Here is a 14,892-nt window from a genome sequence, read left to right on the forward strand (position 1 = left end):
ACAAGGGCGGCAATGTTCCGGCACGGCGCGGCGAGCGCGATGTGGCTGCTTCCGAACGAAGCCGGCCAAAGGAACTTTGTTGAAGCCAAGGGAACAAACCTTTTGCCGAAAAGTTCGGGTCGCCAAGATTACCTGTCTGAGGAGTGGTCGTGGAACGGATATTGGTTACAGGGGGCTGCGGCTTCATTGGCCGGCATGTCGCCCAGGAACTCATCGAGCAGGATTATTCGGTTCGCATTTTGGATGTGCTGCTGGAGCAGGTGCACGCAGGCGAAACAGTCGCCCTTCCCGCCGGGGCCGAGCTGATCAAGGGCGACATTCGGGACCGGGAGGCGGTCGCCAAGGCGCTGGAAGGCGTTGACGCGGTCATTCATCTGGCCGCGGAAGTCGGCGTCGGACAGTCGATGTACGAGATCGCGCGCTATGTCGGCACCAACGATCTCGGCACCGCGACGCTGCTTGAGGCGCTGATCAAACACCCGGTCGAGCGCATTGTCGTCGCCTCATCGATGAGTGTCTATGGCGAGGGCCTCTATGCTACATCGGACGGCCGGCGCATCGACAATGCCCGGCGCAAGGCGAGCGACATCAAAAACGGGCAGTGGAATCCGCTGTCGCCGGAAGGCGAGCCCCTCTCCCCCCTGCCGACGGACGAGGAAAAGCCGGTCGACCTCGCCTCTATCTATGCGCTGACGAAATACGCCCAGGAACGCGCCGTGCTGATCTTCGGCGAAGCCTATGGCATCGATGCGGTCGCGCTGCGCCTGTTCAACGTCTTCGGCGCCGGCCAGGCGTTATCGAACCCCTATACCGGCGTGTTGGCCAATTTTGCTTCGCGTCTCGCCAACGGCCAACGTCCAATGATCTTCGAGGATGGCGAACAGAAACGCGATTTCGTCCATGTGGATGACGTCGCCCGCGCCTTTCGTCTTGCGCTGCAGCAACGCCAGGCAAGGGGTCACGTCATCAACATCGGCAGCGGCCGAGCCTATGCTATCAGCGACGTCGCGCGGGTACTTGCCGAGGCCATGGGAACGCCGGACCGCTCGCCAGAGTTGCTCGGCAAGGCGCGCTCCGGGGATATCCGCAACTGCTTCGCCGATATTTCCAAGGCCCGTGAGCTGCTCGGTTTCGAGCCGAGGCAACAACTGGAGAATTCGCTCGCCGATTTCGTTTCCTGGGTGCGCAACTCGTCCGCCATCGACCGCGGCGCCGACATGAAACGCGAGCTTGAAGAACGTGGGCTGGTGTCATGAATACGCGCAATCGACGCGACGCGCCCGTCGCCATTGTCGGCGGCAGCGGCTTCATAGGATCGAACCTGGCCGACAGCCTGTTGTCGGATGGCGAGCCGGTGCTGGTGATCGACAATCTCAGCCGCCCCGGCGTCGAACAGAACCTTGAATGGCTGGCGCAGAAACACGGAAGCCGCCTCATGGTCGAAACGATTGACGTGCGCGACGCCAACGCGCTTGCGCCCGTTCTGAAGAGTTCCAAGGCGATCTTCCACCTGGCCGCGCAAACCGCCGTCACAACGAGCCTGGTCCAACCGGACGAGGATTTCGACATCAACCTTCGAGGAACGTTCAATGTCCTCGAGGCGGCGCGGCTGAGCAGTGAGTTTGTTCCGGTGGTCTTCGCCAGCACCAACAAGGTCTATGGCAGCCTGCCCGACGTCGCGGTGCGCGAGGACGGCGATCGTTACCTGCCTTGCGACGGCATCATCCAAGCGAATGGCATCGACGAGACCCACGGCCTGGATTTCTGCACGCCCTATGGCTGCTCCAAAGGCGCGGCGGACCAATATGTGCTCGACTATGCCAAATCCTACGGCATGCCCACGGCGGTGCTGCGGATGAGCTGCATCTACGGGCCGCGCCAGTTCGGAACCGAGGATCAAGGCTGGGTCGCGCACTTCCTGCTGAGTGCGCTGACGGGACGTCCAATCACCATTTACGGCGACGGCAGACAAGTGCGCGATATACTGCATGTCTCCGATGCGGTCGCCGCCTACAGGGCCGCGCTCGATCGTATCGAGACGACCAAAGGCCAGGCATTCAATCTTGGCGGCGGCCCCGATAATGCGATCAGCCTGCGCATGCTGTTGAGCGAGATCCGTAGCTTGACCGGCCATGAGCTTTCGATCCGCCATGATGACGAACGCACCGGCGATCAGCCCTTCTTCGTCGCCGACACCCGCAAGATCAAAGCGATGCTTGGCTGGAAAGCTCGTGTTTCATGGCGCGAAGGCATTCGCGATCTCGCAGACTGGCTGCAACAACACCGGCTCCAGCCTCGCCCCGAAGTCGTGAGGTACGTCGCATGAAAATCGCCCTGGTAAACCCGTTCTGGACCTATGACGACAGCATCTATTTCGGCTGCCGCCAACCACATCTCCCGCTGGAACTCGGCTATTCGAAATCCCTCCTCGAAACAGCCGGCCATGAGGTGTTGATGCTGGATGGGCAATTGCAGAAGCTCGACAACTCGGACCTCTCCGAGCGTGTGGCTGATTTCGCGCCTGCAATGACGGTCGTCAGTACCGCCCCGACTTATCTGTTCTGGCGCTGCGCACCACCCGAGTTGCGCGTGCCGGCCGATTTCCTCAACCGTCTCGCCGGGCGCGGTGGACGCACAGTCGCGGTCGGGCCGCATGGCTCGGCTACGCCCGCGCCAACCTTGCGCAAGCTTGGCGTCGACATTGTTGTGCGCGGCGAATGCGAGGAAATCGTCGCGGAACTTGCCCGGCGCGACGACTGGAGCGCGGTCCCCTCGACCGCTTACCTGCGCGACGCCAAGGTGGTTTTGAACGGCGGCGTCCACGCCAGCTCGTTTGTCGATCATCCGCCACTCCAATGGCCATCAGACTGGATCGCAGCCCATTCGCATCACCATCACAGGTTCGATGACAAGCAGGTTGGGTTCGGCGCGGAGGTCGAAGCATCGCGCGGCTGCCCCTACAATTGCAGCTTCTGCGCCAAGATCGATTTCCGCGATGCCTATCGCCGCCGAAACCACGAGGCTGTCATAGCGGAAATCGATGGGCTGATTGCCCAGGGGGTCGGCTACATTTATTTCATCGATGAAATCTTCCTGCCGCAAAAAGCGCTGCTGGAAGCGTTGATCCATCGCGACGTGAAGTTCGGTGTGCAGACCCGCATCGACCTTTGGAAGCCCGAGCTGCTGGAACTGCTCGGTGCGGCTGGCTGTGTCTCCATCGAGGCCGGCCTCGAAAGCCTGACCGTGGAAGGTCGTGCGATGCTGGCGAAACGCTGCCGGCTGGGTACCGAGGAACTTGCCGCGCTGCTCGTCAATGCCAGGCGTCACGTTCCGTTCGTACAGGCCAATCTGATCGGCGTCGTCGAGGATGACCCTGCCCTTGTGGACTACTGGCGAACGCACCTGATCGACAACGGCGTGTGGGCCAATGAACCCGTACCGCTTTATCCATATCCGAGTTCGCCAAGCTATCGCGAGCTTTGGGGCGAACCCGACGACCTCGCCTGGGAGCGCGCCCATGATCACTATCTCGCATCATTCCAGAAGTTCAGCGACATCCAGGAAAGGCGCCCGCGTCCGCTGGCGGAACTGGAGGCGACATGTTGCGGACACTGACGCCGCGCTCGCGGCGCATCCTGATGACGGTCGACGCCGTGGGCGGCGTGTGGCGCTATGCGCTCGACCTGGCCAGGGAACTTGTCAACGGCGGCGATAGCGTGGTGCTTGCCGGCCTCGGTCCGCCACCGTCCAGGCAGCAGGCCGACGAGGCGGAGGCTTTCGCGAAGCTGATCTGGCTGAACACGCCGCCGGATTGGATGACCCGCAACGGCGGTGATCTCGACGCGCTGCCGCGGGAGTTGCATGCGCCCATGCGCGACCACGCCATCGACCTTGTCCATTTCAACGCGCCTTCGCAGGCGGCGGGATTCGACGCGCCATGCCCGGTCGTGGTGGTCTCCCATTCCTGCGTGACGACCTGGTTCCATGCGGTCAGAGGACAGGCGGCGGATGGGGCATGGGCCTGGCAGAAGGAGCGCAACAGACGCGGCATGGATCGGGCCGACGCGGTCATCGCGCCGAGCCGCAGCCATGCCGACATGCTAGAGACCTGCTACGGCCCGATCGCGCGCTTGAGTGTGGTCACAAATGGTGCCCGTCCTCTGCCGAAGGCCGAAAAGCATCAACCGCTCGTCTTCGCCGCTGCCCGCTGGTGGGACGAGGGCAAAAATGCGGCGGTGGTCGATCAGGCGGCGTCCCTGACGCGATGGCCTCTGTTTGCCGCCGGTTCGACGAACGGCCCAAACGGCGAGCATGTCAGCTTCAGCCATGCTGTTCCTCTGGGAGCAGTGCCGTCCGATGAGGTGCGTTCGTTGATGGCTCGCGCGGGTATTTTCGTATCGCCATCGCTCTACGAGCCATTCGGCCTGGCCGCGCTGGAAGCCGCCATGTCGGCTACGCCCCTGGTGCTTTCCGATATCGCCACCTATCGCGAACTATGGGACGGGGCCGCGATATTCTTTGACGCGCGCGATCCGCACGATCTCGCTGCCTGCCTCAACCGTCTCTCCAGCGATGCCGAGCTCCGGCGAGAGCTTGGCCAGGCAGCCATCCGACGCAGCCGCAGGTTTAGGCTGACAAAGCAGACAGCGGCTATGCGCGGCGTCTACGACAAAGCGGCCTTAGCGATGGCGGAGCGCTGATCATGCGCTTTGTGTTTTACACCCACTCGGTCGTTTCCGACTGGAACCATGGCAATGCCCATTTCCTGCGCGGCGTCATGCGAGAGCTGGTCCAGCGCCGGCATCAGACTATTGCGCTGGAGCCGGCGAATGGCTGGAGCCGGTCGAATCTGCTGGCTGAGAAGGGGTCGTTCGCCATCGAACGCTTCCGCAAGGATTTTCCCGAACTGATGCCGGTGACCTACGACGCCGGATTTGATCACGAAGCCTGGATTGCCGAGGCCGACGTTGTGATCGTTCATGAGTGGACGGATCCGGAGCTTGTCGCACGTATTGGCCGTGCCCGGGCCGCCGGCGGCAACTTCATCCTTCTTTTTCACGACACCCACCACCGGGCCGTGTCTGCGACCGAGGCACTCTCGGCGCTCCGGCTGGAGCACTATGACGGCGTTCTCGCCTTTGGCGAAACCTTGCGCGAGAGCTATCTGCGCGCCGGCTGGGGCAAGCGCGTCTTCACTTGGCATGAAGCGGCGGACGATCGCCTGTTCAAGCCGCACCCGGAGATCCACCCCACCTCCGATCTGGTCTGGATCGGCAACTGGGGCGATGATGAGCGGACCGCCGAACTCAAGGAGTTTCTGATCGAGCCGGTGCACGATCTCGGCCTTGATGCCGCTGTTCACGGCGTACGCTACCCCAAGACCGCACTTGCGGATCTGGCCACCGCAGGACTGCGCTATGAGGGGTGGATCGCCAATGCCGACGTGCCGAAGGCCTTCGCCGCGCATCGTGTCACCGTTCACGTTCCACGGCGCCCCTATCGCGAGAGGTTGCCCGGAATCCCGACGATCCGCATGTTCGAGGCACTCGCCTGCGGCATTCCGCTGATTTCAGCGCCATGGTCCGATGTCGAGCAGCTTTTCAGGCCCGGTGTCGACTTCCTGTTTGCCGAGAATGGCTCGCAAATGCGGCAACAGCTTCGGACGGTGTTGTCCGACGAGGACTTTGCGGCCTCCCTGGTGACCTCGGGTCTCGAGACCATCCGCTCGCGGCACACCTGCCGCCACCGCGTCGACGAGTTGCTCGGCGTGCTCACGCAATGCGCGAACCGACACACCGCCGTCCCGACAGCCGCAAAGGAAGCCGTCGCATGAAGATCGCATTCTATGGATCGAGCCTTTTGTCGTCCTACTGGAACGGTGCCGCGACGTACTATCGCGGTTTGCTCAAGGCACTTTCGCAATTGGGTTACGAGATCACGTTCTACGAACCCGATGTCTACGACCGGCAGAAGAACCGCGACATCGAAGCTCCCGACTGGTGCACTGTCGTCGTTTATGAGGCGACCCAGCATGCGCTGATGCAGGTCGCGGCACGTGCCGCCGGCGCCGACATCGTCGTCAAGGCGAGTGGCGTCGGTTTCGAAGACGAGGCGCTGCTTCGCGCCGTTCTCGACCACGCCCGCAGCGACGCGCTTGTCGTATTCTGGGACGTGGATGCGCCAGCCACGCTTGCCCAGTTGCGCGACGAGCCGGACCACCCGCTCCATCGTGCACTGCAGGAGATCGACCTCGTGCTGACCTATGGTGGCGGCGATCCCGTTGTCTGGGCCTATCGTGCCATGGGCGCCAAGGAGTGCGTGCCCATCTACAATGCGCTCGATCCCGAAACGCACCATCCGGTCGCCAGCAAAGCGCGTTTTGCCTGCGACCTGGCGTTCCTCGGAAACCGGCTGCCGGACCGTGAAGCGCGTGTCGAATCGTTTTTCCTCGATCCCGCCAGCCAGCTGCCGAAACAGCGTTTCCTGCTCGGAGGCTCGGGTTGGGGCGACAAGCCGCTCCCCACCAATGTAGGCTGGCTCGGCCATGTCGGCACCCGCGATCACAACGCCTTCAATGTCACCCCAAAAGCCGTGTTGAACATCAGCCGCGACAGCATGGCCGCCAACGGTTTTTCACCGGCCACGCGAGTGTTCGAGGCGGCCGGCGCGGGCGCCTGTCTCATCACGGATGCATGGCTGGGCGTGGAACTGTTCCTGAAACCAGGCGAGGAGATCCTGGTCGCGCGTGACGGCGGCGATGTCGCCGAAATAATGCGCTCGCTGACCCCCGGGCGGGCCAAGGCAATCGGCCAAGCCGCACTTCACCGCGTGCTGGCGGACCATACCTACGCGCTTCGGGCGGATGTGGCGGATGCCGTCTTCAAACGTCATTTCGAGCACGGGGCCGTGGAGGCAGCGGAATGACCAAGAAACTGGACATCGTCTTTCTCGGCCTGTCGCTGTCCTCATCCTGGGGAAACGGCCACGCCACGACTTTCCGGGGTCTTTTGAAAGGCTTGCACGGACTCGGTCACCGGGTGACTTTTCTGGAGCGCAACGTGCCCTGGTACGCCAATCACCGCGATCTGCGCGATCCGGAGTTCTGCGCCTTGCGCTACTACGAAACCACTGCGGAGCTGCAACGCGACTACGCACAGTGCCTGGAGCAGGCCGACATCATCGTCATCGGATCCTTTGTTCCAGAAGGACGCCAGGTCATCGACATCGTCGCCTCGCTTTGCAAGGGGCAGCTCTGCTTTTACGACATCGACACCCCGGTGACCCTGGCCAAGCTTTCAGCCGACGATTGCGATTATCTGAGTTCGCGGCAAATTCCGTATTTCGATGTCTATTTCTCCTTCACTGGCGGACCAACGCTCAACCATCTGGCGCAAGACTTCGGCGCGCGTCATGCCGAACCTCTCTATTGTTCGGTCGATCCAGAACGGCATCACCCGACAGGAGATCCGATCCGCTGGGATCTCGGCTATCTCGGCACCTACAGCATGGACCGGCAGACAACGCTGAACGCTCTGCTGCTCGAGCCCGCACGGCATATGCCGAACCTCCGTTTCGTCGTGGCCGGCTCCCAATATCCATCCGACATCATCTGGCCGGACAATGTCGAACGCATCGAACATTTGCCGCCAGCCGATCACGCCGCGTTCTATAGCCGTCAGCGCTACACGCTGAATGTCACACGCAGTTCCATGATCACCGCAGGATGGTCGCCCAGCGTGCGCCTGTTCGAAGCGGCGGCTTGCGGCACGCCCATCGTCAGCGACCACTGGCCAGGGCTCGACAGCTTCTTTCCCGCATCGGCGATCCACACCGCCGCGGAGACGGACGAAGTCATCGATATCCTCGTTGGCGAGTCCGAGCGCGCACGCCTGGCCATGGCCGGCCGGGCTCGCAAACTCGTCCTCGCTTCCCACACCGGTGGGGCCAGGGCTCGCGAATTCGTGGCGGCGCTGACCCAACCAACGGCGACGGCCCTCGATCTCGACATTGGAAGTGCAGCATGAACGGCAGACAGGAGAAAACAGCGATGCGACAGACAAGAAAGGCGCACAGGGCAAAGACGGTGCTTGTTGCCGGCGGCGCGGGTTTCCTCGGTTCGCATCTTTGCGAAGTATTGCTCCGCAACGGCTGGCGCGTGATCTGCGTCGACAATTTTCTGACCGGGCGCATGGAAAACATCATCTCGATCATGGACCGGCCGGGTTTCCGGTTGATCGAGCAGGACATCTGCCGGCCATTGGATCTCGGCGAGCCCGTGGATCACATCTTCAACCTGGCCTGCGCCGCCTCACCGCCGCGTTATCAGGCCGACCCGATACACACCACGCGTACCTGCGTGATCGGAACCCTCAACCTGCTCGAACTCGCTGTCCGCAATGACGGGCGACTGCTGCAGGCCTCGACGAGCGAAGTGTATGGCGATCCGGAACAACACCCGCAAAGGGAGGATTATGTCGGCCATGTGAACTGCACCGGCCCACGCGCCTGCTACGACGAGGGCAAGCGCACCGCCGAAACGCTTTGCTTCGACTATCTAAGGGCCGGCAAGGCCGACGTCCGCGTCGCGCGCATCTTCAACACCTACGGTCCGAGAATGGATCCGGCCGACGGTCGCATCGTCTCGAATTTGATCATGCAGGCGCTCGAGAAGCGTCCGCTGACGATATTCGGCGACGGCCAGCAGACGCGATCCTTCTGCTATGTCTCCGACTTGATTGATGGATTGATGCGCCTGATGAACATCGACCCCAATCCGGGCAAGCCGGTCAATCTGGGCAATCCCGGAGAATTCACCATCGTGCGACTGGCGGCATTGGTGAAGGCGATGACCGGCACCAAGTCGGATCTGAAATTTCTGCCCCTGCCGCAAGACGATCCTCGGCGCAGGCAGCCTGATATTTCGCGTGCGAAAACGCTGCTCGGCTGGTCGCCGAGAGTGCCGCTCAACGAAGGGCTCAAGCTGACGATCGATTATTTCGCGGCGCTCGAAGGCACCGGCATCGGCGATCAGATGACAGGCCTTGCCAAAAGGAGACCCGCAGGCGGGCTGCAGAACCTTCCTGCATGACGCGGGCCGCGGACGGACCTGCCCGGAGATCGTTCGGAACATCCATCCAACCTTGTAGTTTGGCGGGAGGGACCCGATACGGAGGATCATCCTCATGCAACCCAAGCGACCCGCGAAGGATGTCGACAAGATTGCCGAACGCGAGGCGGCTGCCTATCTGCGGCGCTCCTCGATCACCTATCTCGAGTGCTGCGTCAGCCTGATGATGACGCATCTGCAGCGCGAGGAAGTGGCCGCTATTCTCGAGCAGGAAGCAGACATGCTACGAAGGCTGGATTGATCGAAACGCTACACCTGAGATTCGTCCAGGAATCGTATCAGCCCCGCCCTGTATCGGTCTCCGGTCGCGGCCAGCCTTGCTTTTTCCTGGCCATTTTCGGATTGCGCAGCCGTGCTCCAGAGCCCGATTTGGAACGCCAAATAGCAGGGTTCGAAAAAATCGATGTGGCCATTGTCAATATCGAGCCCCATCCCCTCGACCAATGTCGTCACATCGCTGTCGGACAGTCCATATTCGACACGGGCGCCGGCAATGTCCCACTCTATCGGCTGGCAGCCAATCAAATCGTGTGCCCGGCAATGGTCGACGGCATCTGTCTTGACCACCGAGCCGTCGGCACAAACGAGAAACTCCCACGCGTGAAGCTTTCCGTCGATTTCCACCGGCTGCAGAACATGCGCAGGGGTTTTTTTCGAGAGCCAGCCGCGCAACGTCGCCGCTCGGTTCTCGCCCAGAGCTTCAGATGTATTGAAAACAGCCATTTCCGTGAGTGCGAGCAATGATGCACCCGGTTCGCAGGTTCGGAGATTGAGCGCCCGCCAGGTTAGATAGCGCGCCAACTCCGCGACCAGCCTTCCTCTTGGCAGCGGCGCCTGGTCCATCGTGGTGCCGTCAATCCACCGTTCGACCAGAAAGCCGTGGCAAAGCCCGACCACTTGCGATCCGAACCCGGCTTTCCCCAACATTTCCGCGGCTCGTCTCTTACGCCGTCCGGTTTCGCCGAGGCCGGCGAATTTGACGAGCCAGCGACCACACCCCGCGGACGCCAGGAATTTACGCCGCTCGATGCCGCGCGGGCTCGGCGGCCAATGCTTTTCGTCGACGTAGTGGACGCTCCTCCATTCGCCACCAGACAGTTCGGTCAGGCGTAATTCGGGGCTGCCGACCGCCTCGGCCACCCATTCGCTAAGCGTGGGAATGTTCGAGCTTTCGGGGAAGGTGCATTCGAGCGCCGTCGCCACATGTTTCGGACAGCGCGACCATGTCTCCCTGGCCTCCCGTGACGCTTCGATGCCCGGGTCGCCAGGATGGCTGGGAAACAGGTGAATGCGGTCCATACCAATACCCAGTTCCCGCAGCCACGCGACGACGGCGTGCATCGAACTGCCGGACAGACCGGGACCTTCGTCTACAACGGCGAAGCGTGCCGATGGATTGTTCTTCCAGGAAGCGATCGAGCGCGGATCGGCATTGATGTGCCTGCGGAAAGGATGGCCGACCGGACGAACGCTGAACGGCGCCGGCGCGCCAATCGCGGCAGCCACTATGGCGGCAAGCCCCAGGCCGATGCTGCGGATGCCGATCACGCATGTGTTCGCATCGAGACCTGACTCCTGCGCCGCTCCCAAATAGCTTTCGGGATAAAGCGCGTAATGCGCGTAACCCTCGGCAGAACCGGTCAGAACCTCAGCCTCGCAATCCAACCCGTCCAGCAGTTGGAGAAGTCCCGGCTCGATGCCACCGCCAACGGCGAAACCGCTTCGCCACGACTTCGCCACCTCTGCCGCAAGACCAACCAGCAATCTGGCGCCTTGCTGTTGCCGCGGCGAAAAGATGTCGATGCCCCTGTTCTCGAAATCGACATCGGCAAGCGCGCGAACCAGTTCCGATACGCTGATGAATAGGCCGACCAACGCGGCATGGCGTCGGACGCCATGAGCCATGCGGTCCAGACTTTGAGCAACTTCGCTCGCAGCATCGCGAAGCCGTTCTGCGCTCTGCCTCCGCTTCTGGTCGCCGTAAACGATCATCGACCGGTTTTCCAATGCTTTGCCTTGCGGCAACGCAGCGAGCGCTGCTTCGATCCATGCTGTCTTGCGCAATTTTTCGGCAGGCCAAGGAACATTCCGGCACGCTGGTGGTTCGGCGGCAGGAACTTACCTTTGAACAGCATAGGGCGGCAGTTTCGTGGGATCGAAAAAGGTTCGTGTCGGTATCGTCGGGGTCGGCAATTGCGCATCCTCCCTGGTGCAGGGCCTCTCCTATTATCGTCACGCAAAAAGCAACGAACCAATCCCAGGGCTGATGCATGCCGACCTCGGCGGTTACCATGTCGACGACATCGAGATTGTCTGCGCATTCGACGTCGCCAGGAGCAAGGTTGGCCTCGACGTCGCTGAAGCAATCTACGCCGCCCCGAACAACACGTTCCGCTTTGCCGATGCGGCGGCAAACGGCGTTCGCGTCGAGCGCGGACCGACACTTGACGGCATCGGAAAATACTTGCGCGACGAAATCGAGGAGGCGCCGGAGCCGGTTGCCGACGTCAGCGAAATCCTGCGCAACAGCGGCGCCGACGTGCTGGTCTCTTACCTGCCGGTGGGCTCCGAGGAGGCGACGCGCTTCTACGCCGAATGCGCGCTTGAGGCCGGCTGCGCCTTCGTCAACTGCATACCCGTTTTCATCGCCTCACGTCCGGAATGGCGCCGGCGCTTCGAGCAGCGAGGGCTGCCGCTGGTCGGCGATGATATCAAGAGCCAGGTCGGGGCGACCATCGTTCACCGCCTGCTGGCCAATCTCTTCCGCGAGCGCGGCGTGCGCATCGATCGCACTTATCAGCTGAATTTCGGCGGCAACACCGACTTCCTCAACATGCTGGAACGCGAGCGGCTGGAATCAAAGAAAATTTCCAAGACCCAGTCCGTGGCCAGCCAGTTCGATGTTCCCCTGGAGCCGGGCAATATTCATGTCGGACCCAGCGACCACGTACCGTGGCTGACTGATCGCAAATGGGCCTATATCCGAGTGGAAGGGACGACCTTCGGCGGCGTGCCGCTCAACGCCGAGCTCAAGCTGGAAGTCTGGGATTCTCCAAATTCAGCCGGCGTGGTGATCGATGCGATACGCTGCGCCAAGCTTGCGCTCGATCGCGGCATAGCGGGAGCACTGACCGGTCCCTGCAGCTATTTCATGAAGTCGCCTCCCGAACAGTTCACCGACGCCGAAGCGCGGCAGCGCACGCTCGCCTTCATCGCCGGCAAGGACGAGCCTTTGCTGGATGCCGCGGAATGACGACAACGTTCTTTTTGATCCGTCATGCAGCGCACGACAATGTCGGCTCCTATCTTGCAGGACGGATGGATGGCGTTTGCCTTGGCGAGGCTGGGAAGGCGCAGGCCGCGCATCTTGGTGGCCGCATGGCCCGGGAGCCGATTGAAGCCATCTTGTGCAGCCCGCGTGAGCGTACGCAAGAGACGGCCGTGCCGATCGCGCTTGCCTGCGGCGTCGGTGAAATCGCGATCTGCGCCGAACTCGACGAGATCGATTTCGGCGATTGGTCGGGAAAGACCTTCGACGAGTTGAATGGCGATGCCGGTTGGCGGGCGTGGAACGACCAGCGGCAGGAGGCCAGGACACCGAGCGGCGAGACCATGCTGGATGTCCAGGAGCGGATCGTCGCACTGATGAACGCAGTGCGCGAGCGGCATCCGAATCAGTGTGTCGCCCTGGTCAGCCACGCCGACGTGATCAAAGCCGCCGTCTGCAAGGTGCTTGGCTTGCCGGTCGGCGACTGCTTCCGCTTCGACATCGATCCAGCCTCGATCACGACGATCGTGTCGGGTGACTGGGGCTCCAAGCTCCTGCGAATGAACGAAGCTGCCTGACGAGGACTTTCCGGATGCAGATGGTCATTTTCGGTCTCACCGTTACATCATCATGGGGCAACGGCCATGCCACGCTCTGGCGCGGTCTGATCCGCGCCCTGGGTCGGCTGGGATGGTCCATCACCTTCTTCGAACGCGATACCCCCTACTATGCCGGGACGCGTGATCTCGATCGGCTCGATGGCGGCAACGTCGTCATTTATCCGGACTGGGAGGACATCCGTCGCGTTGCGGAGCGGGCAATGAAGCAAGCGGATGTCGTCGTCGTCACCTCCTACTGTGCCGACGCCGTGGAGGCCTCGCGGCTGGCGCAGCAGACAGGTCGCGGATTGCGTGTCTTCTACGATCTCGACACTCCGGTCACGCTTGCCCGCATCGAGCAAGGCGAGCGTCCGCCCTATTTCGGACCTGAGGGTCTCGCCGATTTCGACCTCGTTTTGAGTTACACCGGCGGCTCTGCGATCGAGGCGCTTAAGTCGGTTTTGGGCGCGCGTCACGTGGTGCCGCTCTATGGGCATGTCGATCCCGACCAACACCGGCCGGCAGAGAAGCGGGCCGAATTCGCCGGTGATCTGTCCTATCTCGGAACTTACGCGGCGGATCGCCAGGCCGGCGTCGAAAAGCTGCTGGTCCGCCCGGCCGCGCGCCTGCCTGACCACCGTTTCATCATTGGCGGCGCGCAATATCCGCAGGAATTCCCATGGAGCGACAACATCTTCTTTGTCAGGCATCTTCCGCCAGCCGACCATCCGGCTTTCTTCTCATCATCTCGCCTGACACTGAACGTCACCCGGGAGGCGATGGCGCAAAAGGGCTGGTGCCCGTCGGGACGGCTCTTCGAAGCGGCCGCGTGTGGGGCTGCCATCGTCACCGATGCATGGCCGGGCCTGACCGAATTTTTCGAACCCGGCCGCGAAATCTTGTTGGCGCATGACACCGATGATGTGGTCGCCGCATTGCGATTGCCGGAGCGCGAGCTCGACGGCATTCGAAGGCGTGCCCGCGACCGGGTCTTGGGCGAACACACTTCGGCACGGCGCGCGGCGGAACTGGATCGCATCCTGAACGAGGCCTTTCAAAGATCTCCCGGCGAACCGATGAGGGAAGCGGTCTGATGTTGGGCATCGTACCCGCTGCCGGGCGCGGCAGCCGCATTCAGCCGCTCGGCTTCTCGAAAGAGCTGCTGCCGGTCGGTAGCCGGATCGATGGACAGACCGAGCGTCCATGCGCCGTGAGCGAGTATCTGGTACGGCGCATGGTGCAGGCCGGCGTCGACAAGATTTGCTTCATCATCGGATCGGGCAAATCCGACATCCTTGAATACTACGCCGCCGGCTACGGTGACGCGGCGGCTCTCTTCGTGGTGCAGCCGAACCCCGTCGGTCTGTGCGATGCGATCTTCCGGGCGGCGCCCCTCGTCGCGCCCGACGAGGTCGTCCTGGTCGGCCTTCCCGATACGATCTGGTTTCCCGAGGACGGTTTCCGCCATTTGCCCGACGATCAGCTCTCATTTCTGCTTTTCCCGGTGGATCAGCCGGAATTCTTCGACGCCGTCGTCACCGACGTCCACGAGCGCGTGATCGAAATCCAGGTCAAACGACAGGATGCCGCCACGAACTGGGTTTGGGGTGCGTTCAAGATGCCGGGCCATATCCTGCATCAGCTTGCGGCACTCTGGCGTGAGCGCGAGCGCAGTGACGAATATATCGGCACTTTGGTCAACGCCTATATTGCGGCCGGCGGTACAGCTTTTGGTGTCAGGGCTGGGTCGGACTATGTCGATGTCGGCACTTTCAACGGCTATCGAACAGCTCTGCGGTTGCTTGAAAACGACGCCCCATCCGCGCACCGCCGGCCCACCATGATCATGCCCGGCGCGCAGTCGCATGTACCCGTCGTTCCTGGCGAAGGAGCCTGAG

General features: G+C 62.2%; 14 protein-coding genes. 13 read left to right on the plus strand and 1 reads right to left on the minus strand.

Features of this window, described 5'->3' with window-relative positions; all coding sequences use genetic code 11:
- The first annotated feature begins 149 nt into the window (after positions 1–149).
- The 9 genes from ACYG9Z_RS05685 to ACYG9Z_RS05725 all read left to right on the plus strand — a co-directional run bounded on the left by ACYG9Z_RS05685 (position 150) and on the right by ACYG9Z_RS05725 (position 9,368).
- Entirely contained in the window at positions 150–1,256 is a 1,107-nt protein-coding gene (locus tag ACYG9Z_RS05685) for an NAD-dependent epimerase/dehydratase family protein (RefSeq protein ID WP_031244122.1), read from the plus strand.
- On the plus strand, positions 1,253–2,326 hold the full coding sequence (locus tag ACYG9Z_RS05690; protein ID WP_023744471.1) for a GDP-mannose 4,6-dehydratase: 1,074 nt from the start codon (positions 1,253–1,255) through the stop codon (positions 2,324–2,326). Before ACYG9Z_RS05685 ends, ACYG9Z_RS05690 begins: the two co-directional genes overlap by 4 nt.
- Positions 2,323–3,615 carry a TIGR04295 family B12-binding domain-containing radical SAM protein gene (locus tag ACYG9Z_RS05695; RefSeq protein ID WP_023725527.1) on the plus strand — a complete coding sequence of 431 codons (1,293 nt, stop codon included), beginning with the start codon at positions 2,323–2,325 and terminating at the stop codon, positions 3,613–3,615. Before ACYG9Z_RS05690 ends, ACYG9Z_RS05695 begins: the two co-directional genes overlap by 4 nt.
- Entirely contained in the window at positions 3,600–4,700 is a 1,101-nt protein-coding gene (locus ACYG9Z_RS05700; protein ID WP_023681099.1) for a glycosyltransferase family 4 protein, read from the plus strand. The genes ACYG9Z_RS05695 and ACYG9Z_RS05700 overlap by 16 nt, the downstream gene beginning before the upstream one ends.
- 2 nt (positions 4,701–4,702) lie before the next feature.
- Complete coding sequence (locus tag ACYG9Z_RS05705) at positions 4,703–5,833, plus strand: CgeB family protein (protein WP_023681098.1); 1,131 nt, start codon at positions 4,703–4,705, stop codon at positions 5,831–5,833.
- Positions 5,830–6,924: a CgeB family protein gene (locus ACYG9Z_RS05710; RefSeq protein WP_023667985.1), complete on the plus strand. Its 1,095-nt coding sequence runs from the start codon at positions 5,830–5,832 to the stop codon at positions 6,922–6,924. Before ACYG9Z_RS05705 ends, ACYG9Z_RS05710 begins: the two co-directional genes overlap by 4 nt.
- A complete protein-coding gene (locus ACYG9Z_RS05715; protein WP_023681097.1) occupies positions 6,921–8,024 on the plus strand; it encodes a CgeB family protein in 1,104 nt (367 codons plus the stop codon). Before ACYG9Z_RS05710 ends, ACYG9Z_RS05715 begins: the two co-directional genes overlap by 4 nt.
- Before the next feature lie 23 nt (positions 8,025–8,047).
- Positions 8,048–9,088, plus strand: a complete 1,041-nt coding sequence (locus tag ACYG9Z_RS05720) for a UDP-glucuronic acid decarboxylase family protein (RefSeq protein WP_031244123.1) — start codon at positions 8,048–8,050, stop codon at positions 9,086–9,088.
- 94 nt (positions 9,089–9,182) lie between these two features.
- On the plus strand, positions 9,183–9,368 hold the full coding sequence (locus ACYG9Z_RS05725; protein WP_023667982.1) for a hypothetical protein: 186 nt from the start codon (positions 9,183–9,185) through the stop codon (positions 9,366–9,368).
- Between the two features lie 8 nt (positions 9,369–9,376).
- Here ACYG9Z_RS05725 and ACYG9Z_RS05730 read toward each other — a convergent pair whose 3' ends face one another.
- A complete protein-coding gene (locus ACYG9Z_RS05730) occupies positions 9,377–11,191 on the minus strand; it encodes a hypothetical protein (protein ID WP_023752181.1) in 1,815 nt (604 codons plus the stop codon).
- Positions 11,192–11,276: 85 nt separating this feature from the next.
- Here ACYG9Z_RS05730 and ACYG9Z_RS05735 point away from each other — a divergent pair, with 85 nt between their 5' ends.
- Genes ACYG9Z_RS05735 through ACYG9Z_RS05750 form a run of 4 tightly spaced genes read left to right on the plus strand, consistent with a single transcriptional unit; the run spans position 11,277 to position 14,891 of the window.
- Positions 11,277–12,380, plus strand: coding sequence for an inositol-3-phosphate synthase (locus tag ACYG9Z_RS05735; protein WP_023681094.1), 1,104 nt, complete (start codon positions 11,277–11,279; stop codon positions 12,378–12,380).
- Positions 12,377–12,973, plus strand: a complete 597-nt coding sequence (locus tag ACYG9Z_RS05740) for a histidine phosphatase family protein (RefSeq protein ID WP_023667978.1) — start codon at positions 12,377–12,379, stop codon at positions 12,971–12,973. Before ACYG9Z_RS05735 ends, ACYG9Z_RS05740 begins: the two co-directional genes overlap by 4 nt.
- A gap of 14 nt (positions 12,974–12,987) precedes the next feature.
- Positions 12,988–14,088 carry a CgeB family protein gene (locus ACYG9Z_RS05745; RefSeq protein WP_023667977.1) on the plus strand — a complete coding sequence of 367 codons (1,101 nt, stop codon included), beginning with the start codon at positions 12,988–12,990 and terminating at the stop codon, positions 14,086–14,088.
- A complete protein-coding gene (locus ACYG9Z_RS05750) occupies positions 14,088–14,891 on the plus strand; it encodes a sugar phosphate nucleotidyltransferase (protein WP_023725532.1) in 804 nt (267 codons plus the stop codon). Before ACYG9Z_RS05745 ends, ACYG9Z_RS05750 begins: the two co-directional genes overlap by 1 nt.
- Position 14,892: the final 1 nt, after the last annotated feature.

Source organism: Mesorhizobium sp. RSR380A, from assembly GCF_054719385.1.